General features: G+C 65.3%; 21 protein-coding genes and 3 pseudogenes. 19 read left to right on the top strand and 5 right to left on the bottom strand.

Annotated features, from left to right (window positions below; genetic code table 11):
- Window positions 1-89: 89 nt before the first annotated feature.
- The 3 genes from FHS55_RS19585 to FHS55_RS19575 form a co-directional block, all read right to left on the bottom strand.
- Window positions 90-839 (bottom strand): SDR family NAD(P)-dependent oxidoreductase, encoded by a 750-nt coding sequence (locus FHS55_RS19585; protein ID WP_183191474.1) that lies wholly within the window; start codon window positions 837-839, stop codon window positions 90-92.
- A 158-nt stretch (window positions 840-997) separates the two neighbouring features.
- Entirely contained in the window at window positions 998-1,921 is a 924-nt protein-coding gene (locus tag FHS55_RS19580) for a helix-turn-helix domain-containing protein (protein WP_183191473.1), read from the bottom strand.
- A 547-nt stretch (window positions 1,922-2,468) separates the two neighbouring features.
- The gene (locus tag FHS55_RS19575; protein WP_183191472.1) at window positions 2,469-3,365 is read right to left on the bottom strand and encodes a LysR family transcriptional regulator; all 897 of its coding nucleotides are present in this window, start codon (window positions 3,363-3,365) and stop codon (window positions 2,469-2,471) included.
- 116 nt (window positions 3,366-3,481) lie between these two features.
- Here FHS55_RS19575 and FHS55_RS19570 point away from each other — a divergent pair.
- The 5 genes and pseudogenes from FHS55_RS19570 (at window position 3,482) to FHS55_RS19550 (ending at window position 7,028) form a co-directional block, all read left to right on the top strand.
- A pseudogene (locus tag FHS55_RS19570) lies at window positions 3,482-4,360 on the top strand (NmrA/HSCARG family protein).
- A gap of 32 nt (window positions 4,361-4,392) precedes the next feature.
- Window positions 4,393-5,352, top strand: coding sequence for an alpha/beta hydrolase (locus FHS55_RS19565; protein ID WP_183191471.1), 960 nt, complete (start codon window positions 4,393-4,395; stop codon window positions 5,350-5,352).
- Between the two features lie 2 nt (window positions 5,353-5,354).
- A complete protein-coding gene (locus tag FHS55_RS19560; RefSeq protein ID WP_183191470.1) occupies window positions 5,355-5,738 on the top strand; it encodes a hypothetical protein in 384 nt (127 codons plus the stop codon).
- A 164-nt stretch (window positions 5,739-5,902) separates the two neighbouring features.
- Window positions 5,903-6,532: an SDR family oxidoreductase gene (locus FHS55_RS19555; protein ID WP_183191469.1), complete on the top strand. Its 630-nt coding sequence runs from the start codon at window positions 5,903-5,905 to the stop codon at window positions 6,530-6,532.
- A gap of 250 nt (window positions 6,533-6,782) precedes the next feature.
- Complete coding sequence (locus tag FHS55_RS19550; RefSeq protein WP_183191468.1) at window positions 6,783-7,028, top strand: hypothetical protein; 246 nt, start codon at window positions 6,783-6,785, stop codon at window positions 7,026-7,028.
- A gap of 921 nt (window positions 7,029-7,949) precedes the next feature.
- Here the strand turns inward: FHS55_RS19550 and FHS55_RS23590 are convergent.
- A pseudogene (locus tag FHS55_RS23590) lies at window positions 7,950-8,683 on the bottom strand (IS3 family transposase); the annotation flags it as partial.
- Between the two features lie 205 nt (window positions 8,684-8,888).
- On the opposite strand from FHS55_RS23590, the gene FHS55_RS19535 reads away from it, so the two are divergent.
- The 3 genes from FHS55_RS19535 to FHS55_RS19525 are packed head-to-tail and all read left to right on the top strand — an operon-like array spanning window position 8,889 to window position 12,954.
- A complete protein-coding gene (locus FHS55_RS19535; protein ID WP_183191465.1) occupies window positions 8,889-10,232 on the top strand; it encodes a c-type cytochrome in 1,344 nt (447 codons plus the stop codon).
- Window positions 10,229-10,708, top strand: a complete 480-nt coding sequence (locus FHS55_RS19530) for a (2Fe-2S)-binding protein (RefSeq protein WP_183191464.1) — start codon at window positions 10,229-10,231, stop codon at window positions 10,706-10,708. Before FHS55_RS19535 ends, FHS55_RS19530 begins: the two co-directional genes overlap by 4 nt.
- A complete protein-coding gene (locus FHS55_RS19525) occupies window positions 10,705-12,954 on the top strand; it encodes a xanthine dehydrogenase family protein molybdopterin-binding subunit (RefSeq protein ID WP_183191463.1) in 2,250 nt (749 codons plus the stop codon). Before FHS55_RS19530 ends, FHS55_RS19525 begins: the two co-directional genes overlap by 4 nt.
- A 691-nt stretch (window positions 12,955-13,645) precedes the next feature.
- Here the strand turns inward: FHS55_RS19525 and FHS55_RS19520 are convergent.
- Window positions 13,646-14,173 (bottom strand): annotated as a pseudogene (locus tag FHS55_RS19520) (transposase); the annotation flags it as partial.
- 335 nt (window positions 14,174-14,508) lie between these two features.
- On the opposite strand from FHS55_RS19520, the gene trbB reads away from it, so the two are divergent.
- From trbB to FHS55_RS19465, 11 genes are read left to right on the top strand one after another with little or no spacing between them, the layout of a single operon-like run.
- Window positions 14,509-15,480 carry a P-type conjugative transfer ATPase TrbB gene (gene trbB / locus FHS55_RS19515; RefSeq protein ID WP_183191462.1) on the top strand — a complete coding sequence of 324 codons (972 nt, stop codon included), beginning with the start codon at window positions 14,509-14,511 and terminating at the stop codon, window positions 15,478-15,480.
- Window positions 15,477-15,809 (top strand): TrbC/VirB2 family type IV secretion system protein, encoded by a 333-nt coding sequence (locus FHS55_RS19510; protein ID WP_183191461.1) that lies wholly within the window; start codon window positions 15,477-15,479, stop codon window positions 15,807-15,809. The genes trbB and FHS55_RS19510 overlap by 4 nt, the downstream gene beginning before the upstream one ends.
- Complete coding sequence (locus tag FHS55_RS19505; RefSeq protein WP_183191460.1) at window positions 15,809-16,078, top strand: VirB3 family type IV secretion system protein; 270 nt, start codon at window positions 15,809-15,811, stop codon at window positions 16,076-16,078. The genes FHS55_RS19510 and FHS55_RS19505 overlap by 1 nt, the downstream gene beginning before the upstream one ends.
- A gap of 13 nt (window positions 16,079-16,091) precedes the next feature.
- On the top strand, window positions 16,092-18,530 hold the full coding sequence (gene trbE / locus FHS55_RS19500) for a conjugal transfer protein TrbE (RefSeq protein ID WP_183191459.1): 2,439 nt from the start codon (window positions 16,092-16,094) through the stop codon (window positions 18,528-18,530).
- Entirely contained in the window at window positions 18,527-19,279 is a 753-nt protein-coding gene (trbJ, locus tag FHS55_RS19495) for a P-type conjugative transfer protein TrbJ (protein WP_183191458.1), read from the top strand. Before trbE ends, trbJ begins: the two co-directional genes overlap by 4 nt.
- Window positions 19,280-19,290: 11 nt before the next feature.
- Window positions 19,291-19,560 (top strand): putative entry exclusion protein TrbK-alt, encoded by a 270-nt coding sequence (gene trbK-alt, locus FHS55_RS19490; RefSeq protein ID WP_183191457.1) that lies wholly within the window; start codon window positions 19,291-19,293, stop codon window positions 19,558-19,560.
- A gap of 1 nt (window position 19,561) precedes the next feature.
- Window positions 19,562-20,791, top strand: coding sequence for a P-type conjugative transfer protein TrbL (gene trbL, locus FHS55_RS19485; RefSeq protein ID WP_183191488.1), 1,230 nt, complete (start codon window positions 19,562-19,564; stop codon window positions 20,789-20,791).
- The gene (trbF, locus tag FHS55_RS19480) at window positions 20,788-21,477 is read left to right on the top strand and encodes a conjugal transfer protein TrbF (RefSeq protein ID WP_183191456.1); all 690 of its coding nucleotides are present in this window, start codon (window positions 20,788-20,790) and stop codon (window positions 21,475-21,477) included. The genes trbL and trbF overlap by 4 nt, the downstream gene beginning before the upstream one ends.
- Entirely contained in the window at window positions 21,474-22,454 is a 981-nt protein-coding gene (gene trbG, locus FHS55_RS19475) for a P-type conjugative transfer protein TrbG (protein WP_183191455.1), read from the top strand. The genes trbF and trbG overlap by 4 nt, the downstream gene beginning before the upstream one ends.
- Window positions 22,451-23,632: a TraB/TrbI/VirB10 family type IV secretion system protein gene (locus FHS55_RS19470; RefSeq protein WP_183191454.1), complete on the top strand. Its 1,182-nt coding sequence runs from the start codon at window positions 22,451-22,453 to the stop codon at window positions 23,630-23,632. Before trbG ends, FHS55_RS19470 begins: the two co-directional genes overlap by 4 nt.
- A 2-nt stretch (window positions 23,633-23,634) precedes the next feature.
- Window positions 23,635-23,907, top strand: coding sequence for a DUF2274 domain-containing protein (locus FHS55_RS19465; protein ID WP_183191453.1), 273 nt, complete (start codon window positions 23,635-23,637; stop codon window positions 23,905-23,907).
- Window positions 23,908-24,065: the final 158 nt, after the last annotated feature.

Here is a 24,065-nt window from a genome sequence, read left to right as displayed (position 1 = left end):
CTGGCAATTCCGTCATGGTGTGGTTCCTTGACCGCCGACCTTCCCGTCAACGACGGGAAGGTGGACGCCCCCGGTGTATGGGGTGGGCCTTACCAGCCCTGGTCGATCGGCAGAACGAAGAGTTCCGCGACGTTGACGTGGGCCGGCGCCTGGAGCGCAAACAGAATCGTGTCGGCGATATCCGCGCCCTGCAGGAAGGTCATCTGCTTGGTGAGGTCTTCCATCTGCTGGCGGTAGCCGGGGTCCGTGATCTGGTCATAGAGCTCGGTGGCGACGGCACCGGGCTGGATGCAGGTGACGCAGATGTTGTGCTTCTGCCCGACCTCCATGCGCAGGCCGTCGGAGAAAGCGGTCACTGCGTGCTTCGTCGCGCAATAGACCGAAAGCCCTTTGAAGACCTTACGACCGGCAATCGACGAGGTGTTAAAGATGTGGCCCGAATGCTGCTTGATCATCAGCGGCAGTACGGCCGCCGTCGTGTTGAGCAAGCCCTTCACGTTAACATCGACCATGCGATGCCATTCACTGATCTTGAGCTGGTCAACGTCGGAAAGCGGCATCAGGCCAGCATTGTTGAAGAGAATGTCAATCGAGCCGTAGGTATCGGCCAGCTTCTTGACTCCCGCTTCGACACTGGCCGGATCGACCACGTCCATTTCGATCACGAGAGCGTCGCCGCCCGCTTTTATGATCTCGGCCTTCAGGGCGTCGAGGCGATCAATACGCCGGGCCGCGATGCCGACCTTGACGCCTCTGGCAGCCAGCTTGAGAGCCGTCGCTGCGCCGATACCGCTCGATGCGCCGGTAATCAGCGCGGCTTTTCCATTGATATTCGTCACGGCTCGTCTCCTTGTTGCTTGCGAACCCGTCCAAGAGTGGAAAGGCGTTCGCGTTCGACAGGGAGAACTCTATGAAACCCCGGCTTTTTTCATCTCTCGGCGCATTGCCGAGGCTGTCGGGATATTGCTCAATTCGCAATCGGCAAGCTCGATTTACCTCAGCCTCGGCGATAGTCGGTGGGCGAGAGACCCGCCTCACGGCGGAAGACCTGCGCAAAATGGCTGGGGCTGGAGTAGCCGACGGTCATTCCGATTTCGATGATGCTGGTGTCGGTTTCCTGCAGCAATTGCTGCGCTTTAGCGACGCGCTGCCGAATGAAATACCGCGAGGGTGCCATCCCGGTCGATTTCTTGAAGAGCCGACTGAAATGGAACGGGCTCATTCCCACCTCATGCGCCAGGCTGTTGAGATCAAAGGGCTGATCAAGCCGGGCAACCATGAAGGCAATAGCCCGCCGCAGTTTCGAGCCGGGTAAGGCATTTGGGGCACGCGCTTCCGTATCTTTAATTGCATAGTGGCGCACGAGATGCACGGCCAAGCTCTGTGCCAGTCCTTCGACGAACAGCACGCTGCCGCCATTTTCGGCGGCCAGTTCCCCATAGAGAAGGCTCAGGATATGCGAGAGCGCCGTGTCGCGAGCACCGGAGACATCCTTCAAGGTGACATTGCCACCGACCTTGCCCAGCAGTTCTCGTACTATCTTTTCGAACAGCGGGATGGAGACATAGAGGTGCATCACCTGAAATGGCCGATCACCGTCGGCCTGCCAGCGCATTTCATAGGGAGCAGGCGACCGCGTCAGGAAGAAATCGCCGACACAGACGCGGTTCGCTGTCCATTCACCACCAAGTTCCCGCTCTTCGACGGTGGCACTGCCCGACATGATCCAGACGATGAGCGGTTCAGCGACAGTGGGAACCAGGAAAGGCTGTTGAACGCGATTGCGGGAGAAGACCTGCACGAAGACGTCTTTCCACGCCGGTCCGTCGCTGCTGATCAACGTGGTCCCGCTGATGTACTTTTCCAGCCCACCAGGAGATGTTCGCTCCGGTTTCGCCTTAGGAAACTGCGGCCCGCTCATAGACAATCTCTACACCGTCCTTCAGGAATTTGGCTCGTGCGGCTTTGGCCATTTTCGCGCAAAGCGAATAAGATTGCTTCCATTGCCACTCGATGCTTGGCCGAAACTGCAGACATCGTCGGTCACGTCGTAGCCATCTTCGCCGATAGTTCGAACACGGGCCAGTGGCGCGGGTTGACACTTCGGACAGAGTATCGTGGCCCAGCGCTACTATCACTCAATTATCGTGCTTCGGAGGGCTATAGCGTAGACATAGTGCTCATCTTCATCGGGCGCGGCCCGCCACACTCGGTCAAATTGACCCGATTTATGAACTAATTGCCGCCGATCGTCGCCGTTTCCCTACAGTGGGACTACGGTGTGCCAGCTCTGATAGGCAATCAAGAACTCCCGGACTCAGGGAACTCGCGCGTCTGTTCTCAAGGCTGTCGAAATGTATGCATGCGGACCGGGTATTGGAACACGATCCTGGAATGATGTGTATCTCCGGCACTTCCTGAATCAACCATTCGGATTCAAGATAGAGACGGAACACTCCATATGTCGCTCATAGTGGCGCGATGAAGACCTTTTCCGGAAACGCTTTCTCGACCACCTCCAGGAAGGCGCGCACCTTGGCGCCGATCAGGCGGCGTGAACTCTGCAATGCCCAGATCTCCACAGGCGCACCGGCATGCGTTCCCCAATAAGCAAGCCTGCCGGCCTCGATATCTTCGGCAACAAGGAGTTTTGGCAGCAAGGCCGCACCCGCCCCCGCCAGCACGGCATCGCGGACCATCAGGAGCGAAGAGAGGCGGAGAATCGGGTCCGGCCTCAGGACGATGTCAGCCTCCATTCCGGAGCTCATCCGCCACAGAGTCCCGGGCGGTGTCCCGGAAAGCAGAACGGCCTTTGCCGCCAATTCGTCGCCATCTGCCCTTGGAAAGGGGCGTGGCATGCCGGGCGGCGCCACGATTAGGCGTTCATCGTTGAGGAAGCGGCGGCCGACGAGGCGCTCGTCCGGCGACGGGTCAATCCGGATGATCAGATCGTAGCCATCTTCGACCGGATCGACCTTGCGGTCCTCGGCAACGATTTCGAGCTGGACTTCCGGATAAGCCAGGGCAAAGCGCGCTCCGATCCGGGGAAGCGCCACATGCGCGAAGACGACCGGCGCACTGACCCGCAGCCTGCCTTTCGGCGTCGACGCGCCAAGGACGACCGCCTCTCCGGCCTCCGCGATTTCACTGAGCAGCCCGCGCGTGCGCTCATGAAGCGCCCGTCCTTCATCCGTCAGTCGCAGGCTCTGGGACCCGCGCTCGATCAGCCGCACGCCGAGGCCCTGTTCGAGTTCGGCGACCCGCCGCGACAGCGTGGCCTTGGAGCGGCCGGAGACGCGGGCAGCGCGGCCGAACCCGCCATGGGCAGCGACGAGATCGAAGTCGGACAACGCCTGAAGGTCCATCCTAGTGTTCCAATTTTGAGACAGATTATCTCGATAGTGGCATCTGCCGTATAATAATGAAACGGCTATGTTGTTCCTCAAGACATACGGATCGCAACTCATGAGGAGATTTCGACATGACCATTCTCGTTACAGGCAGCACAGGAACCATCGGGGCGCAGGTTCTGGCGCAACTACGAGGTCGCAACGCCGATGTCCGCGCTCTGACGCGCTCGCCCGAGACGGCCGGACTTCCCGTGGGCGTGACGGCGGTCCGCGGTGACCTTGCCGATCCGGATTCGGCACGCGCGGCGATGACGGGCGTCAGCACGCTGTTCGTCCTCGCCCCGAATGTCGCCGATGAACTGACCCAGGCGATGCTGACCCTGACGGTCGCGCGCGAGGCCGGTATCTAGGGCATCGTCTATCTCTCGGTATTCGGCGGCGACGCCTATGCCGACGTGCCGCATTTTGCGGGCAAGTACACGGTCGAGCGCATGATCAAGGCGCTCGACTTGCCCGCGACGGTTCTGCGTCCCGCCTACTTCATCCAGAACGATCTTCGTCAGAAGGACGGACTTCTGAAGGCCGGCGTCTATGGCGCGCCGATCGGCGAGAAAGGCGTCTCGATGGTCGATATCCGCGACATCGGCGAGGCCGCCGCCATCGAGCTGGTTCGTCGCGAGCAGGCCGTGACGCCGCTCGGCCGCGAGACCTACGCCTTGGTTGGTCCGGACAGCCTGACCGGCGAAGGTATCGCCACCATCTGGAGTGAAGCCCTCGGCCGCGCGATCCGCTATGGCGGCGACGATCTCGTCGTCATGGAGCAGCGCACGAAGACCATGCTGCCCGCCTGGCACGCGCTCGACCTGCGCCTGATGTTCGCCCGCTATCAGGCGGAAGGCGCAGTGGCGACCGCTGACGACATCGCGCGCCTGACCAAGCTCCTCGGTCGAGCCCCGCGCTCCTATGCCGCTTTTGCCAGGGATGCCGCGACCCAATGGGCGAAGGGCTGAGCCCGCAATTACCCCAACAAAGGAGGCCTGCCATGATGACGATCCAACCCCTCTCGCCTGAAGACGCCCCAGCTGCGGCCGCGATGCGACAGGCCGCCTCGACCCATAAGGGTGAGAAACTCGGACCCGAGGCGCGGCCGATGTTCGACGCCATGTTTGCCGCAACACCCGCTGCGGCGGATGTCCGGGTCGAGGCCGCGACGGTCGGCGGCATTGCGGGCTTCTGGCTTCGGCCGACAAATGCACGACCGGGCGCGCGCATCCTCTATCTTCACGGTGGCGGCTATGTGCTCGGCTCGGCCCAGGCGCTGACCCGTTTCGCGGGCCAGATCGCCGCACGCGTCGGCGCCGATGCTTTCGTCCCGGACTACCGACTGGCGCCCGAGCATCCGTTTCCGGCCGCGATCGACGATGCGGTCGCCGCCTATCGCGGCCTCGTCGCGGACGGGGCCAAACGGATCGTGGTTGTGGGCGACTCGGCGGGCGGCGGCCTGACGCTGTCGCTGCTGTCGATCCTCGCAGCCGACAAGGCCGAGGGCATGGTGCAGCCGGTCGGCGCGATGGCCATGTCGCCCTGGACCGACCTGGCGCTTACCGGCGAAAGCTTCGAAACACGGGCGGAGGCCGACCCGATCTTCACGCGCGGCGTGCTCCAGGGCTTTGCCGACATGTATCTTCAGGGCCAGGATGCCGCGAACCCCAAGGCATCGCCGCTCCATTCACGGCTCGACGGCCTGCCGCCGATCCGCATCGATGTCGGCGACAATGAAGTGCTGCTCGCCGATTCCAGCCGCTACACTGAGCGGGCGCAAGCGGCGGGCGTGGAGATCACGCTGTCGGTCTGGGAGGGCATGCCGCACGTCTTCCAGTCCTGCCTCGGCCAGTTTCTCGCGGCCGAGCAGTCCGTGAACGCGATCAGCGACTTTCTCCGCCAGCGGCTCGATGCCCCGGACGACGACGCCCTCCCCTCCAACCCTCTCAAAGGAGTTTGATCATGACACGCGTATTGTTTGTCGGGCAGACGCCGGAAACCGTCGACTTTACCGATCCGTCCCTGCCACCCGGGTTCAATGCTGAAAAGATCCAGGCGGGCATCGACATCGCAGGGACGACCATGACCGAGCGCGGTTGGGCTGGCGATATCTGCATGATCGCTCCCGATGACAGCGGCATCGCCGTACTGGCCGCGCAGTTGGTGGAGACGGACTACGATTGCGTCGTGATCGGTGGCGGCCTTCGCATCCCGCCAAAAGGGTTGCTGTTTTTCGAGAGGGTCGTGAACGCCATCCACCAGGGCGCGCCGAAGGCGGCGATCGCCTTCAATAACCGTCCCCAGGATACGGCAGAGGCCGCGGCGCGGTGGATCGGCGCAGATTGAGCATCAGATCACGCTGTCGGTTTGGGAAGGCATGCCGCATGTCTCCCAACCCTCTTTCGGGCGGTTTCTTGCAGCCGAGCAGTCCCTAAACGCCGTCGCTGATTTCCTCGACCAGCGGCTCAGCGATCCTTCCCCGTCCATCATCACAGCTTCGGAGATTTGACATGAAAATTTTGGTATTGGGCGCCACAGGCGCCACCGGCCGGCTGATCGTTGGCAAGGCCGTCGCAAAGGGATACACGGTCGTGGCCCTCGTTCGTTCCAAGGCAAAGGCCGCAGACCTTGCTGGCGCCGAACTCGTCGAAGGCGACGCCCGCGATACTGCCGCGTTGACCAGCGCCATCGCAGGCTGTGATGCCGTCGTCAGTTCGCTGGGCACCGCTATCAGCCCGTTCCGCAAGGTGACCCTGCTCTCGACGGCGACCCGAGCGCTGGTCGGCATCATGGCACAGCAGAACATCCGCCGGCTGGTGTGCATCACCGGCCTTGGCGCCGGCGACAGCCGCGGGCATGGCGGCTTCTTCTATGACCGGCTGTTCCTTCCCCTGATGCTGCGGACGGTCTATGAGGACAAGGATCGCCAGGAGGATGCGATCCGGGCCAGCACGCTCGACTGGATCATCATCCGGCCGACCGTGCTCAACGACAAGCCGGCGCGCGGTGGCATCAAGGCGTTGACCGACCTGTCAGGGGTTCATGGCGGGACCATCGCCCGAGCCGATGTCGCAGATTTCGTCGTGCAGCAAGTCACCGCAGATATGTGGCTGCGAAAAGCGCCGCTGATCACCTGGTAGTATGTCTCAGGCCAATTCCTCATCGGCAAACACCTAGCGATCGAAACGATCAATATCGGGCGGCGTTAGAGGGCTATAGCGTAGACGTAATGCTCATCTTCGTCGGGCGTGGCCCACCGAGCGAGATTCGAACTCAGGAGCGTGTTGAACGCGTGCGTTAGGTCTACTTCCCGCGCCCTATTCCTAGAAGCTGACAGTCTCCTCTCGGCCCAAACCGGCCATCCGTCGTCGCAGCAGCAAACTTCTGCTTGTGGCACCAAAGAGCTCCGGCAACGGCGGCAACAGCTTTGTACGCTGCGTGTTCTTCACCGGCTTTCGGTGTCCGCAGCGCCTCCTTCGCTGGCACATGGCGCTCGCCGAAGCGATCTTGCGTGCTCCGGCGTACACCCTCAATGGCAAGATCAGAATGGGGCCCAAAGTGGGGCCTCAATCGACACCAAAGAAAAAAGCAATTATTTCCAATGGATTACATGGCAATCTGGCGGGCCGCGAGTGACCTAGAAGAGAACTTTATGTTCGCTGTAGCGCTATGACGCATGGTGCCCGAAACCGCACGTCGTCGAGGTCTGCAACGGTTCACTCCCTGCGCGTTCAGCGAATTGCTGCATACGGCGAAATAACGAAAAATCGTCGGCTCGGTTGGCGATGGGGGATGCCAATCCGAGTGGACTTTCGCTCGGATTACCAAGTGGCGCCCCCCGCCCGACTACCGTCGACAGAACCTCTCTTTTCGACAGGGAGCTCTCAACTGCGCGCGCGATAGGTTCATCTGAAAAACACGCCTCATGCCTAGCTGCGAGTTGAGAACGGAGCTCGCCCGCGAGCGGACAGCCAGGAGTAGCATCCTCATCGAGTGCCTACATCAATGCCGCTCGGTTCGCATGCAGGGTTATCGCGAAACTTGTACATGCCGCCGGCAACGATAAATTAGTGTGGTGGCTCTTCCTATGACGTGATTGCTGAGCTGCCCGTTTGTGCAAAAGGACCCACTTCGCTGAGGGAAATGGACGTCTCTGAGCTCAAAAACGGCTTGCCGCTGATAATCGGCGGATTGCTTGGCTCGGCGTTGGGTTTGCCTGCCATCCCATTCTACACGATCGGCATCCTCGCACCGATCTTCGCCGAAGAATTTGGCTGGTCGTTCAGGACCATCTTCGGCGGACTGTCCTTGCTCGCCGGGTCCGTTTTCGTTGTCGGCCCGTTGTTCGCGACGTTCATCGATAGGTTCGGCGCGCGGCTGGTGGCTCCAGTCTCGTTGATGGGGTTGGGCCTGAGTTACATGACGCTCGCGGCGTCCAACGGTTCGATCGAGCGATACTATTTCTCGTGGACGGCCATCGCGATTTTCGGTCTGGGAGCCACGCCGGTTGTCTTCACACGGGTCATCAATGGTGCTTTCCGCGAGCGGCGGGGTCTCCGACAACGACGTGTCGACCACGCAGGCGAGGCATTCCCGCGAGAAGTCGTCGACCACGTTCAGCACACGGAAGCGGCAACCGTCGTCGAGGGCGTCCGAGACGAAGTCGAGCGACCAGCGCTGGTTCGGCCCTTGCGGGATCGTCGCCGGTGCTCGCGTGCCCAAGGCCCGTTTCCGCCCGCCTCGCTTGCGCACCATCAGCCGTTCTTCCTTGTGCAGCCGATAGACGCGCTTCAGATTGATCGCCCGACCTTCCCGCCGCAGCAGGATCGCCAGACGCCGATAGCCGAAGCGTCGTCGCTCGCTGGCCAGTTCGCGCAGCCAGGCTCGCACGGCGGCATCGTCGCTGCCGCTCCGCTTGTACTGGAAGCTCGCTCGATCCACGCCGAGAAGCCTGCAGGCCCGTCGTTCCGACAGTCCGTGACCGGCGATCGCCCGCCGCACGGCATCGAACCGGGCTGCAGGCGTCATCAGTTTTTTCCCAGGAGATCCTTCAGCACGGCGTTATCGAGCATCTGCTCGGCCAAGAGCTTCTTCAGTCGACGGTTCTCCTCCTCGAGCGTGCGCAGACGCGCCGTCTCCGGCACCGTCATCCCGCCGAACTCGGCCTTCCACTTGTAGAGCGTCGTCTCGCTGATCCCGTGCTTCCGGCAGAGGTCCGACGGCTTCATGCCGGCTTCGTGCTCCCTTAACACGCCGATGATCTGCTCTTCACTGAAACGGCGGCGCCGCATGGTCCTACTCCTGATGAGGGGACCAAACCTATCAGTGGCCGCAATGACGGGGAGCACGTCACTCTCGGCCGTATCGACGAACACAAACGGACCCACTGGCGTCCCTTTCGCCTTGTCGGAAGTTCTGATCACAGCGAAGGAATCTGTGCGTTCTCGAAAGAAGTCGCCCTAACAAAATATAACCTCCGCGCCGGAGAGGTCACGGATGGCAATAAGACGCGTAGTTTTCATATTAGTACTGTTGTCCGTCGCGGCTCTTGCTGCCGCTCTGGTTTACGCTTGGCACGGCGCGATTGCGCCGATCAATCCGCCGGCCGCGTCGTCCTTCGACCGCGCCAGCATCGAGCGCGGCGCCACCCTCGCGCTGATCGGCGACTGCCGCACCTGTCACACTGCCCCCGGAGGCAAGACCCTTGCGGGTGGGTTGGCGATGCCGACGCCGTTCGGCACGATCTACTCGACCAACATCACGCCCGATCCACAAACCGGCATCGGGCTATGGTCGCTCGAAGCCTTCAGCCGCGCCATGCGCGAAGGGTTGGATCGCGAGGGGCGGCATCTCTACCCGGCCTTCCCCTACGATCATTTCAGCCTGACCACCGATGAGGACCTGAAGGCGCTCTACGCGTTCCTCATGTCGCGCGATCCGGTCGTTGCGGAGGCGCCGCCGAACGAGCTGCCGTTCCCGATCAATATCCGCCTCGTGCTTGCTGGCTGGAAACTGCTGTTCTTTCATCCCGAACCCTATGCTCCCGCCCCCGCGCGCGACGCGGCGTGGAATCGCGGCCGCTACCTCGTGGAAGGTCTTGCCCATTGCGGCGCCTGCCACACACCGCGCAATTTGATGGGCGCGGAGATCCGCTCGGAGGAGTTTGCCGGCGGCGAGGCCGAAGGCTGGACGGCCTTCCCGCTCGGTCGGCATTCGGCGGCGCGAATCCCGTGGACGGAAGCGGCGCTGAACCAGTATCTGCGGCAGGGCTGGCAGGCCGATCACGGCGTGGCGCTCGGCCCCATGCAGCCGGTGGTCGAGAACCTTGCCGACGCGCCGGCGGACGATGTCGCCGCGATGGCGCACTATCTCGCCTCGCTCGGCGCACCGGACGGAATCTCCCCGCAAGCGACGGCCGCGCCGCCCGATGCCTCCGGCCAGCGGCCGCAGTCGGCGGGGTGGCAGGCGGCGGTTTCCGCGCCGGCGGCGGGAGAGTCGGAAGGCCGGCTTGTGTTCGCCGCGGCCTGCGCCTCCTGCCACGACAGCCATCGCTCGCTGCCGCTGGGCGGTGTCGACCTCGCGCTCTCGACCACGCTTGCTGCGGAAGCGCCGCGGAATCTCCTGAACATCATTCTTCTGGGCGTCCCGGCCAGCGACGGACACGTCGCTCCGATCATGCCGAACTTCGCTGCATCCATGAACGACGCGGCGATGACGGCCCTCCTCGGCTATCTCCGGCAGGACGTGGCCAGCAAGCCGGCCTGGCCGGAACTTCCGGACGCCATCGCCGCGGCCCGCCGTGCCGCTGCGCCCTCCACCAAAGCGGGAGCCGCCCGATGACCACGCTCACCGTCAACGGCATCGGTCGGACCGTCAGCTCCACACCCGACACGCCGCTGCTCTATGTGCTGCGCGACGAGTTGGAGCTGAACGGCGCCAAATTCGGCTGCGGGCTTGGCCAGTGCGGCGCCTGCGCGGTGCTCGTCGACGGCGAGCCGGTATTTTCCTGCATCACGCCGGTGATGCTGCTGGAGGGGCGCGACATCCGCACCCTTGAGGGGCTGGGCACCGCAGAGGCGCCGGGGCCGCTGCAGGCCGCCTTCATCGAGGAGCAGACGGCGCAGTGCGGCTACTGCATCGCCGGCATGATCATGCGGGCGCAGGCTCTGCTGGAGCGCATCCCCCATCCCGGCGACGACGACATCCTCACCGCGCTCGAACCGCAGCTCTGCCGTTGCGGCACGCATATGCGCATCGTCCGCGCGGTCAGGCGCGCAGCGCAAAACATGGCGCGGGCGTCGGAGGCCGGGCGATGAGCCACGCGATCTCCCGCCGCGATGTGCTGCGCGGCACCGGCGCGCTGGTTCTGGCCTTCAGCCTGTCGCGCCATGCCTTCGCGCTGACCGAGACCGGCGCCAGCGAGACCGCGCTGCGCGGACTGCCGGGCAGCCTCGATTCCACGCCGCTGCTCGATGCCTGGATCGGCATCGACGCGGGCGGCAATGCCACGATCTTCACGGGCAAGGCCGAACTCGGGCAGGGCATCAAGACCGCGCTGCTTCAGGTGGCTGCGGAGGAACTGAAGCTGCCCTTGCCGCGCCTGACTCTGGTGACGGCCGACACCGGCCGCACGCCGAACGAAGGCTACACGGCGGCCAGCCACTCCGTGCAGGAGTCGGGCACCGCCATCCGCAACGCCGCGGCGCAGGTGCGCGAAATACTCATCGGCGAGGCCGCGCGCCGGGCTGGTGTCGGCATCGATCGCCTCACGGCACGGGCCGGCGTCGTTACCGGGCCGGACGGGGTGCGTTACGGCTATGGCCAGCTGGTTTCCGATCAGCTGCTGCATGTCGACGCCCAGCCGACGTCGATCCTTACCGATCCCAGGGACTTCACGGTGATGGACCGCCCCGTGCCGCGGGTCGACATTCCCGCCAAGGTCACGGGAGGCGCCGCCTATGTGCAGGACATGCGCCTGCCGGGCATGGTGCACGGCCGCATCGTCCGCCCGCCGAGCTACGGGGCGCTGCTGCTGTCCGTGGATGCCGGGCCGGTCGAGGCGATGCCGGGCGTGATCAAGGTGGTACGCGACGGCTCGTTCCTCGGCGTCATCGCCGACAAGGAATGGACCGCGATCCAGGCCATGCGTCGTCTCGCAGCGCGCGCACAATGGGAGGAGACGGCGCAGCTTCCGGACGAAGCGCGGCTGCCGGAAGCGCTGATGGCGCTGCCATCCCGCGACCAGACCATCCTCGATGTCGGCCAGCCGGATGTGCCGTCCTACGCTATCAACGCTCTCTTCAGCCGCCCCTATCTTGCACATGGCTCGATCGGCCCGTCCTGCGCCATTGCGCACGCGGACGACGACGCCCTGACCGTCTGGACCCATACACAGGGTGTCTATCCGCTGCGTAATGCGCTGGCGACGCTGTTCGGCATGCCGCAGGAAAAGGTCCGCTGCATCCATGTCGAGGGAGCCGGTTGCTACGGACAGAATGGCGCGGACGACGCGGGTGCCGATGCGGCAATGCTGGCTCGCGCCTTGCCCGGCCGCCCCGTGCGCGTCCAGTGGATGCGTGAGCAGGAACATGCCTGGGAGCCCTTCGGCCCCGGCATGGCCGCTCATATCCGGGCCACCTTGGGACCGGATGGCTCGATTGCAGCCTGGCAGCACGAGGTGTGGAGCCAGTCGCACATGATGCGGCCGGGGCCACCGGGCACGCTTCTCGCCGCGCGCGACATCGCCCATCCGTTTCCGCCGCCGCCACCCGTCGATCTGCCCATGCCGGAAGGCGGTGGCGACCGCAATGCCATCCCGCTCTACGTGCTGCCGAATGCGCGCGCGGTGAACCATTTCCTGCCTGAGATGCCGCTGCGAGGCTCGTCGATGCGCTCGCTCGGCGGTTATCTCAACGTCTTCGCCATCGAGAGCACCATGGATGACCTCGCCCGGCTGGCGGGGCAGGACCCGGTGAATTTCCGGCTGCGTCATCTCAAGGACGAACGGGCGATTGCGGTGATCACCACCACGGCCGAACGCTTCGGCTGGAAGGAACGGCCGCGCCCACCGGCCGGGAGCGGCTACGGCTTCGGCTTCGCGCGCTACAAGAACCTCGAAGCCTATTGCGCGGTCGCGCTGGAAATCGCCATCGACCAGGATACCGGCCGAACCGTCATCCTGCGGGCGGTCGCCGCCGTCGACACCGGGCAGGTCGTCAATCCGGACGGCGTGCGCAACCAGATCGAGGGCGGCATCGTGCAGGCGGCGAGCTGGACGCTGTTCGAAGGCGTGCGCTTCGACCGTCGGCGCGTCACCTCGGTCGATTGGGCGGCCTATCCCATCCTGCGCTTCGCCCATGTGCCGCGTGCCGTCGAGGTGCACGTCATCGACCGGCCCGGCCTGCCTTTCCTCGGCTCGGGGGAAGCCGCGCAGGGCCCCACCGGAGCCGCGCTCGCCAATGCGATCCGCGACGTCACTGGCGCGCGACTGCGCGCACTGCCGCTAGACGCTGCGAAGGTTCAAGCGGCGATGCTGGCGGCCTCCTTCAAGGCGGCGCGTTAAGAACGATCTCCACCGGCCGGCGAGCGGGTTGAGCACCGGCAAGTCACTGGATAGGAAAACCTCCAGGGGGAGGAAACCGCGGTCAACATTCGCGACGTTCAAGGTCGATGCGGTGCTATGGAGATTCGAGGCCCGGGCGGGCGGCTGGGGAGTCATACCGGCGACGGAGGGCAAAACATCCGCCGATCCGGAACCGTGCCGCGGGGTTGTCAGCGCCCGTTGAAGGGCGGTCCTCCAGTTTCTGCAGCGATGATGGAGTCCGCGCGACTTGGATGATGGAGTCCGCGCGACTTGCAAGAGGACTCAGCTCTCCTCCTCGCCTGTGACGCGGCCTGTAGGGGGGATCCGGAGTGGGAGCCTCCTGATGGTTCACCAGCTTATGCCGAGCGCCACATCGAAGTTATCTGCACGCCTGTTACACAGGGCGGTTGCCCGGCACCGGTTTGGGCCACCGGCGCGCAACCGACTTCAAGCCTTGCTCGTCCGACCACCACCGAACGCCAACCCGCTTGGGCAAAGACCTGTTCCCCACGTTCCCCACTGCGAAGTTTCATGGGGAACAGAATTTCCCTTGATGAATCAGCTTTGTACCCCTTGTTCCCCCAGTTCCTCCACAAATTCGATGACTTCCGCATGTTCTTCACCCGACGGCGCCGCCTGATCGGCGTCCGTTTCATCGGCACCATGCTCAGCCCTCCCGGCGCAGCAGCACCTGAACGCGTCTGTAGCCATAGCGGACACGGGCTTCACAGACGTCTTGATGCGGGCCGCCAATGGGGCCTGGTCGGGTCGGCAGGATCTGTATTGGTAGGTGGACCGATCGAACTCCAGGGCCGCACAGGCCCGGCGGATCGACACCTGCCACTCGCCACACATCATGCCGACGAGCTCGCGCTTGCGACCAGGCCTCAGATTTTTCGGCGGATAGGAGGCCGTTAAGAAATCGATCCGGTGGATCGATTTTAGGCCGGATGATCCTGCAGCATCTCCCGGTCCAGCGAGAGGTCCGCGACGAGCTTTTCAGCCTCGTGTTCTCGTCTTCGAGCTGCTTCAGCCGACGCATCTCGAGCGGGGCGAGCCCCTCATATTTCTTCTTCCAGCTGAAGTAGGTCGCCTGGCTGATCCCGGCCCGCCGGCAGACGTCCGCCACCGGCACGCCGTCCGCTCCCTGCTTCAGGATGAACGCCTTCTGCGCGTCCGAAAATTTCGATGCCTTCATCGTCTTCCGCTCCTCCCAGCCAAGGGATTTTGGCGCGAAAAACTCCAGCTTCAAACGGTCCAGTTTTCGGGGATCAGATCAGGAGGGCGCGGCATAGGGCAATGTCAGCTTTGGCCGGTCGGAATCCAAAACCTTCCATACCGCTGCCGGCCCAAACCGGCTATTCGTTGTCGTCGCAACGAACTTCTGCTTCTGGCGCAACTTCGCCGCCGACCTGTAATTGCACGCCACGCTGCGACGCGGATGGAATCCTGTTGAACCGACCCAATATAGGGCTCTTTTAATCATCCCCACCCGGGATGAGATCGTCATGACCCCGGCACGTCGGGGTTCGCATGGCGGCATCACATCATCATCGGGGTTTTGCTCGTGGCGCGCGGATGCTGCGCACGGCGCTGGGTCCGGCGATCGCTCGGCATCTCGAAGACCCGGCTGTCGTCGAGGTGATGTTGAACCCGGACGGGCGGCTGTGGATCGACCGTGTCTCGGAAGGGTTGGGCGACACAGGCGAGAATCTGCCGCCCGCTGACGGCGAACGCATCGTTCGCCTCGTCGCGCATCATGTCGGCGCTGAGGTGCATGCGGGGGCACCGCGCGTCTCGGCCGAACTGCCCGAGACGGGAGAGCGGTTCGAGGGCCTGCTGCCCCCCGTCGTCGCGGCGCCGACATTCGCCATCCGCAAGCCCGCCGTCGCGGTGTTCACCCTAGAGGACTATGTCCGCGCCGGGATCATGTCCGCCGGACAAGCCGACGCACTGCGCCAGGGCGTCGCCTCTCGCGCCAATATCCTCGTGGCCGGCGGCACCTCGACGGGCAAGACCACACTGACCAACGCGCTCCTCGCCGAGGTCGCGAAGACCTCCGATCGCGTAGTTCTCATCGAGGATACGCGCGAGCTGCAATGCGCAGCGCCGAACCTCGTCGCCCTGCGCACCAGGGACAGCGTCGCCTCGCTGTCCGACCTTGTCCGTTCGGCGCTGCGGCTGCGTCCCGACCGTATCCCCATCGGCGAGGTGCGCGGCGCGGAAGCGCTCGACCTGTTGAAGGCCTGGGGCACTGGCCATCCGGGCGGCATCGGCACCCTCCATGCTGGTAGCGCGCTCGGGGCCCTGCGGCGCATGGAGCAGCTCATCCAGGAAGCCGTGGTCACCGTCCCGCGCGCTCTGATCGCCGAGACCATCAATCTGGTGGCCGTGCTCTCGGGGCGCGGCGCGGCGCGCCGGCTCACCGAACTCGCCCGTGTCGAGGGCCTCGGCCCCAATGGCGACTACCGCGTCACCCCTGTTCTCACCGGAGATCCCACATGATCCGATCGCTCCATCGCGCCCGTCGCGCCGCCCGGCTGGCCGTGTCTGCCACCTGCATCAGCCTGATGGTCACAGCCAGCGCTCATGCCTCCGGTTCCTCCATGCCATGGGAGGCGCCGCTGCAATCCATCCTCCAGTCGATCGAGGGGCCAGTCGCCAAGATCATCGCCGTCATCGTCATCATCTCGACCGGCCTCGCGCTGGCCTTCGGCGACACGTCGGGTGGCTTCCGGCGGCTGATCCAGATCGTCTTCGGCCTGTCGATCGCCTTTGCCGCCTCGAGCTTCTTCCTGTCGTTCTTCTCCTTCGGCGGCGGAGCGCTCGTCTGATGGCGGAGCCGATCGACGTCCCCGGCCTCAGCGTGCCGGTCCACCGGGCGCTCACCGAGCCGATCCTGCTCGGCGGCGCGCCACGTGCCATCGCCATCGTCAATGGCACGCTTGCCGGGGCCGTTGGCCTTGGCCTGCGTCTCTGGCTGGTCGGCCTCGCTATCGGGGTGATCGGCCATGTCGCAGCGATGTGGGCGGCGAAGCGTGATCCGCTTTTCGTCGAGGTGGTGCGCCGGCATCTGCGCATCCCCGCGCATCTGGTCGTCTGAGCGAGGCGCGCCGATGATGAACCTCACTGAGTATCGCAGCCGCAACCGCCGCCTTGCCGATTTCGTACCCTGGGCGGCACTGGTCGGGCCGGGCATCGTGCTGAACAAGGACGGCTCGTTTCAGCGCACTGCGCGCTTTCGCGGGCCGGATCTCGATAGCGCCGTGCCAGCCGAGCTGGTCGCGGTTGCCGGGCGGCTGAACAACGCCTTTCGTCGCCTTGGCTCGGGATGGGCGATCTTTGTGGAGGCGCAGCGCCATTCGGCGGCAAGCTATCCCGCGAGCCTGTTTCCCGATGCCGCCTCCGCTTTGGTTGATGCCGAGCGGAGGGCCGATTTCGAAGAGGCCGGCAGCCATTTCGAGTCGAGCTACTTCCTGACCTTCACTTATCTGCCGCCTGCCGAGGATGCCGCGCGCACCGAAGGCTGGCTTTATGAAGGGCGGGACAAGTTGGGGCTCGATCCCCGTGAGACGTTGCGGGGTTTCGCCGACCGAACCGATCGGCTCCTCAACCTCATCGACGCCTTCATGCCGGAATGCCGCTGGCTCGATGACGGCGAAACGCTGACCTACCTGCATGGCTGCGTCTCGACGCATCGGCACCGTGTCCGCGTGCCGGAGACGCCGATCTATCTCGACGCGCTGCTCGCCGATCAGTCTCTCACGGGCGGGCTGGAGCCGCGCCTCGGCGACCAGCATCTGCGGGTCCTGACCATCACCGGCTTTCCCACGGTGACGACGCCAGGCCTGCTTGATGAGCTGAACCGGCTGGCCTTTCCCTATCGCTGGTCGACCCGGGCGATCCTGCTCGACAAGACGGATGCGGTCCGGCTGCTCACCAGGATCCGCCGCCAGTGGTTCGCCAAGCGCAAATCCATCGCCGCCATCCTGAAGGAGGTGATGACCAACGAGGCCTCCGTGCTCGTGGACTCGGATGCCGCCAACAAGGCGGAAGACGCCGACCTTGCGCTGCAGGAGCTCGGCGCGGATCACGCCGGCGTCGCCTATGTCACCGCGGCGGTGACGGTGTGGGACGCCGATCCCCGCATCGCCGACGAGAAACTGCGGCGGGTCGAGAAGGTCATCCAGGGCCGAGATTTCACGGCGATGACCGAGACCATCAACGCCGTCGATGCCTGGCTCGGCAGCTTGCCCGGCCACGTCTATGCCAATGTCCGCCAGCCGCCGATCTCGACGCTGAACCTCGCCCATATGATCCCGCTCTCGGCGGTGTGGGCCGGTGAAGAGCGCGACGCGCATTTCGATGCACCGCCGCAGCTGTTCGGGAAGACCGAGGGCTCGACCCCGTTCCGGTTCTGCCTCCATGTCGGCGATGTCGGCCACACCCTCATCGTCGGGCCTACGGGCGCGGGCAAGTCCGTGCTGCTGGCGCTGATGGCGCTGCAGTTCCGCCGCTATGCGGGCTCACAGGTCTTCGCCTTCGATTTCGGTGGCTCGATCCGGGCCGCGGCGCTCGCTTGTGGAGCGGACTGGCACGATCTCGGCGGCGGCCTTAGCGAGGGGAGCGCGGATAGCGTTTCGCTCCAGCCGCTTGCGCGCATCGGTGAGACTGCCGAGCGCGCCTGGGCCGCCGACTGGATTGTCGCCATCCTCACCCGTGAAGGCGTCACCATCACGCCGCAGGTGAAGGAGCACATCTGGACGGCGTTGACCTCGCTCGCCTCGGCGCCGGTCGAGGAACGCACCCTCACCGGACTTTGCGTCCTCTTAGCGTCCAACGACCTCAAGCAGGCACTGCGTCCCTATTGCCTGGGCGGCGCCTGGGGCCGGCTGCTCGACGCCGAGACCGAGCATCTGGGCGCGGCCAGCGTCCAGGCCTTCGAGACCGAGGGATTGATCGGGACGGAGGCCGCGCCCGCCGTGCTGGCCTATCTGTTCCACCGGATCGAGGACCGGCTCGACGGATCCCCGACCCTGATCATCATCGATGAAGGCTGGCTGGCGCTGGACGATGAGGCCTTCGCCGGCCAGCTGCGGGAATGGCTGAAGACCCTGCGCAAGAAGAACGCCTCCGTCATCTTCGCCACGCAGTCGCTCTCCGACATCGATGGCAGCGCCATTGCCCCAGCCATCATCGAGAGCTGCCCGACCCGTCTTCTGCTCCCCAATGAGCGGGCCATCGAGCCGCAGATCACCGCCATCTATCGCCGCTTCGGCCTGAACGACCGGCAGATCGAGATCCTCGCGCGGGCGATGCCGAAGCGGGACTATTACTGCCAGTCGCGGCGCGGCAACCGGCTGTTCGAGCTCGGCCTCAGCGAGGTCGCGCTGGCGCTGTGCGCCGCGTCCTCCAAGACCGACCAGCAGGCCATCGGCAATCTCTTAGCCGCGCATGGCCGCGACGGCTTTCTGGACGCCTGGCTGCGTTATCGCGGCCTCGGCTGGGCCGCCGACCTCATTCCCAACCTCACCAATCTGGAGACGCAGCCATGACGCTGTCCCGTCCCCGCGCGCTCACCGTCGCCGTCGCGCTCCTATCCGTGCCGCTCGGCCTGGCACCCGTGCTGTGCCTCCCTGCACAGGCTCTAACGGTCTATGACCCCTGGAACTACGCGCAGAACATGATGTCGGCCGCCCGCGCGCTGGAGCAGATCAACAACCAGATCACCTCGCTGCAAAACGAAGCGCAGATGCTGATCAACCAGGCGCGCAATCTCGCTAGCCTGCCGCACTCCTCGCTGCAGCAGATCCAGCAATCGGTCCAGCGCACCCAGCAGCTGCTCGGACAGGCGCAGAGCATCGCCTTCGATGTCGGCCAGATCGACCAGGCCTTCCAGCAGCGCTACGGCAACATCCCGCTCTCGGCCTCCGATGCCGATCTCGTCGCCGGTGCGCGCTCGCGCTGGCAGACCACGGTCGGGGGCCTGCAGGACGCGCTGCGGGTGCAGGCCGGCGTCGTCGGCAATGTCGACGCCAACAAGGCCGAGATGGCGACCCTCGTCGGCCAGAGCCAGGGTGCCACGGGCACCCTTCAGGCCACGCAGGCCGGCAACCAGTTGCTCGCTTTGCAATCGCAACAGCTCTCCGACCTGATCGCGGTGATGTCCGCCAATGGGCGCGCCACGGCGCTCTCCGAGGCGGAACGCGCGACCGCCGCCGAGCAGGGCCGCGAGCAGCGCCGACGCTTCCTCACCCCAGGCGCCGGCTATCAGGCCGGCAATGCTCGCATGTTCAGCAACTGAGGGAGGCCGACATGGACGGAGCCCTGCTGGCTCGGCTCGGCGCGGTGATCTTCGTGGCCATCGCCTGCACGGCGGCGGTCGTGGAGATGAGCCGGGAGGAGAAGGCGCCGGAGCCTTCACCCATTTGGACGGTCGAGGCCGCGCGCGATCCTCTGCGAGATGAGCAGCGGCGCTGCCAGCAATTGGGAGAGGCCGCCGCGCAGGACACCGTGTGCCTGAAGGTCTGGGCGCAGACGCGGGACCGGTTCCTCGGACGTCCCGCGCCGAATGAAGGTCGCTGAGATGGGTGGCACCGGCGTCATCGACACTTTCCTGGGGGTTTTTACCTCCTATATCGACAGCGGCTTCGGGCTGCTCGGCGGCGAGGTCGCCTTTATCGCCACCACGCTCATCGTCATCGACGTGACGCTGGCGGCGCTGTTCTGGTCCTGGGGCACGGATGACGACGTCATCGCCCGGCTCATCAAGAAGACCCTGTTCGTCGGCGTCTTCGCCTACATCATCAGCAACTGGAACGCTCTCGCCCGCATCGTCTTCGAGAGCTTCGCCGGGCTCGGGCTGAAGGGATCGGGTACGGCATTTTCCGTCAGCGACCTCATGCGTCCCGGCAAGGTGGCGCAGACCGGGCTTGATGCCGGCCGCCCTCTGCTCGAGTCCATCTCCGATTTGATGGGCTGGGTCGCCTTCTTCGAGAACTTCATCCAGATCGCCTGCCTGCTCTTTGCCTGGGCGCTGGTGCTGCTCTCCTTCTTCATCCTCGCCGTCCAGCTCTTCGTCACCCTGATCGAGTTCAAGCTGACGACGCTCGCCGGCTTCGTGCTGATCCCCTTCGGCCTGTTCGGCAAGACCGCCTTCATGGCCGAGCGGGTGCTCGGCAATGTCGTGTCCTCCGGCATCAAGGTCATGGTGCTCGCCGTCATCATCGGCATCGGCTCGACCCTGTTCGGTCAGTTCACCGCCGGCTTTGGCGGGCAGACGCCGACCATCGACGATGCGATGGCCATCGTGCTGGCCGCGCTGTCCTTGCTCGGTCTTGGCATCTTTGGTCCCGGCATTGCCGCCGGCCTCGTTTCTGGCGGCCCGCAGCTGAGCGCCGGGGCCGCTATCGGCACCGGCATCGCCGCCGGTGGCGCCATGCTGGCCACTGGCGGTGCCGCCAGCCTCGCCCTCCGGGGCGGTGGGGCCGCGCTCTCGGCGACGGCGGCTGCGGCGCGAGGTGGAGCGACAGCCTACAGCATCGGTGCGGCCGGACAGTCCGGCATGGCGAGTGTCGCCTCGGGACTGGGTGGCGTCGCGCGGGCCGCAGGCTCCGCCGCCGTGTCGCCGCTGGCGAACGCCGTCAACGGCACGGCCTCGGCTTCCGCGGCCGGTGACGTGCCCGACTGGGCGAAGCGCATGAAGCGCGGCCAGTCGCTTCGCCATGGCGTCTCCGCCGCCGCCCATGCTGTGCGCTCCGGCGACAGCCATGCCGGCGGCTCTTCCGTCTCCCTGTCTGAGAGCAACCGCTCATGAGCCTCTTCAAGCGACCCGCGACCCATTACGGAACGTCGCCCGAACCCGTCACGCCCTATCAGAAGGCAGCACAGGTCTGGGACGAGCGCATCGGCTCGGCCCGTGTGCAGGCCAAGAACTGGCGGCTGATGGCCTTTGGCAGCCTGTTCCTCTCGGCCGGCTTTGCATCAGTGCTGATCTGGCAGTCGACGAGGGGCACTGTCGTGCCCTGGGTGGTCGAGGTCGATCGCCTCGGCCAGACACAGGCCGTAGGGCCCGCCACCGGCGAGTATCGCCCAACCGATCCGCAGATTGCCTGGCATCTTGCCCGCTTCATCGAGCAGGTGCGCAGCCTGCCGGCTGATCCCGTGATCGTCAGGCAGAACTGGCTTCGGGCCTATGAATTCACCACCGATCGCGGCGCCGCCGCGCTCAACGACTATGCCCGCGCCAATGATCCCTTCACGCGGGTCGGCAAGCAGCAGATCGCCGTCGAGGTCTCCAGCGTGATCCGGGCCTCGCCCGACTCCTTCCGTCTCGCCTGGGTTGAGCGACGGTACGAGAACGGCCAGCTTGCAGCCACCGAGCGCTGGAGCGCGATCCTGACCTTGGTGATCCAGCCGCCGCGCGATCCCGAGCGCCTGCGCACCAATCCCCTCGGCATCTATGTCAACGCCATCAGCTGGTCGCGGGAGATGAGCCAGTGAACACCTTCCGTAAATCTGCATCTCCGGCTTTCCGCCGATCCGCCTTTGCGGTTCTCCTGTTCTCGGCAACTGCGCTTGGCGGCTGCGCATCGGCACCGAAGCCGCCGCAGATCAGCTATGACAGTGAGGTGCCGGCGCTGCCGACGGTGCCGACAGTGGTTGCGGATGACCGGCCGCGCCCACTCCATACGCCGCCCGCCTGGACGCCGGCCAAGGGCGGCACGGACGCGAAAACCCCGGTTGCCCGCGTCGAGAACGCCAACGCGGCTGCGCGGGTGGAGCCACGCCGCGAGGGCTATTACAACGCCATCCAGATCTATCCCTGGAGCGAGGGCGCGCTCTATCAAGTCTATGCCGCGCCCGGCCAGATCACCAACATTGCGTTGGAGCCGGGCGAGAGCCTGACCGGCAGCGGGCCGATCGCGGCGGGCGATACCGCCCGCTGGATCATCGGCGACACCGAGAGCGGCGACGGTGTGAACCGGCGCGTGCATGTGCTGGTGAAGCCGACGCGGGCGGACATCTCCACCAACCTCGTCATCACCACCGACCGGCGCAGCTACATGATCGAGCTGCGCGCCGGCGAGAAGCCCTACATGCCGGCCGTCGCCTGGGCCTACCCGCAGACTTCGGGAGCGCAGCGCCCCAGTGTTCCGGCGGCACCGGTCATTCCGGCCTTCACTGCCCGCAACTATCGCTATGCGCTCTCCGGCGACACGCCACCCTGGCGGCCGATGGCCGTCTATGACGACGGGCGCAAGGTCTATGTCGAGTTCCCGCGCGGGGTCATTCAGGGCGAGATGCCGCCGCTCTTCGTCATCGGCGGGGATGGCGAAGCGCAGATCGTCAATAGCCGCATCCACCAGAACATCCTCATCGTTGATCGGCTGTTCGGTGCGGCCGAGCTGCGCCTCGGCGGCGGCGACCGTCCGCAGAAGGTGCGGATCGAGCGGACGAACGGGAGGCCGGCATCATGAGCACCCCCGACAATCATGACCTCGAAGCGAATCGTGGCGCTCCGGCCGTCGATCACGCCGCGGCCATGCGGCTACGTCCCGAGCCGCCGCGCGTTACGCGCCTCTCCCGCAAGGTGCTGGCCGGTGCCGGGCTGGTTGTTAGCCTCGGCATTGGTGGCGCGTTGATCTATGCGCTGCAGGGGCGCGTCAAAGGGACTGGCGGCGAGGAGCTCCACTCGACGCAGAAGCGCTCCACCGCCGATGGCCTTGCCGGCCTGCCGCGCGATTACACCGGGCCGATCCTGGGTCCGCCACTGCCCGGCGATCTCGGTCGGCCGATCCTTGAGGCACAAAACCGCGGCCAGCCCGTCGTGCCGCCGACAATGACAGCGCCACAGGTCGATCCCGAGCAGCAGCGGCGTCTTGCCGAACAGGAAGCCGCGCGCACCAGCCGCGTGTTCTTCCAGGCTGCGCCGGGTCGCGCGACGGCGGCGTCAGTGACGGGTGCTCCCGGCTTCAGCGGCCCTGGCTCGGCAGGAACAGGAGGCACGTCCTCATCTCAGGATCGCCAGCTTGCTTTCCTCAATGCCGCCGTCGATCGGCGCGTGGTAGCAATCGACCGTGTCATGGCACCGGCATCGCCCTATGTGCTGCAGGCGGGCGCCGTCATCCCGGCCGCGCTGATCACCGGCATCCGCTCCGACTTGCCCGGGCCGATTACCGCGCAGGTGACCGAGAACGTCTATGACAGCCCGACCGGCCGGATCCTGATCATCCCGCAGGGGACGCGGCTGCTCGGCCAGTACGACAATGGCGTCGGCTTCGGACAGCGCCGCATCCTGCTGGTCTGGAACCGGCTGATCTTCCCCAATGGCCGCTCCATTGTACTGGAGCGCCAGCCCGGCACGGACCGCCAAGGCTATGCCGGCCTCGAGGACGGCGTCGACATGCATTGGTGGGATCTCGCCAAGGCGGTCGGGCTCTCGACGCTCCTCTCCGTCAGCGCCGAACTCGCCATGGATGATGAGGACGAACTGATCCAGGCGCTGCAAAGTGGCGCGCAGGACACCATCAACGATGCCGGGCAGGCGATCATCCGCCGGCAGCTTCAGGTCGCTCCGACACTGACCATCCGGCCCGGCTTCCCAGTGCGGGTCATGGTCACCCGTGACCTCGTCCTCGAACCCTACAGGTATTGACCATGGCAGAGCTGAAGCTCGGGCCGATCGCGAACGACAAGCCGATGAAGGTGGCGCTCTCGCTACCCGGCGCGCTGCACCACGATCTTATCGCCTATGCCGAGGTGCTCGCGCGAGACACCGGCGAGCCTGTCCCGGATCCCGTGAAGCTTATCGTGCCCATGCTGGAGCGCTTCATCGCCACCGATCGCGAGTTCGCAAAGGCGCGCCGCGAGGCTGGCGGCGCTGCGAGCATCAGCGCGTCGCTGCCTGCTCCTGGGCCATCTTCCGTGTGAGGCTGAGCAAGTGCTCACCGCCCGACTATCGTTTTAGCGAATAAATTACGGAGTACGGCACACTCCCGGCCGGCGGGCGAGCTATAGACGTCGTCCGATGCCGATCCTTGCTCTCGACTGATGCCGCCGACCAGCCTGGCCGACGGCGCGGACACCGC

This window comes from Ancylobacter tetraedralis (genome assembly GCF_014195655.1).
Classification (GTDB): domain Bacteria; phylum Pseudomonadota; class Alphaproteobacteria; order Rhizobiales; family Xanthobacteraceae; genus Ancylobacter; species Ancylobacter tetraedralis.
The sequence above is the reverse complement of the archived record's forward strand: the minus strand, read 5'-3'. Positions and strand labels throughout refer to the sequence as shown.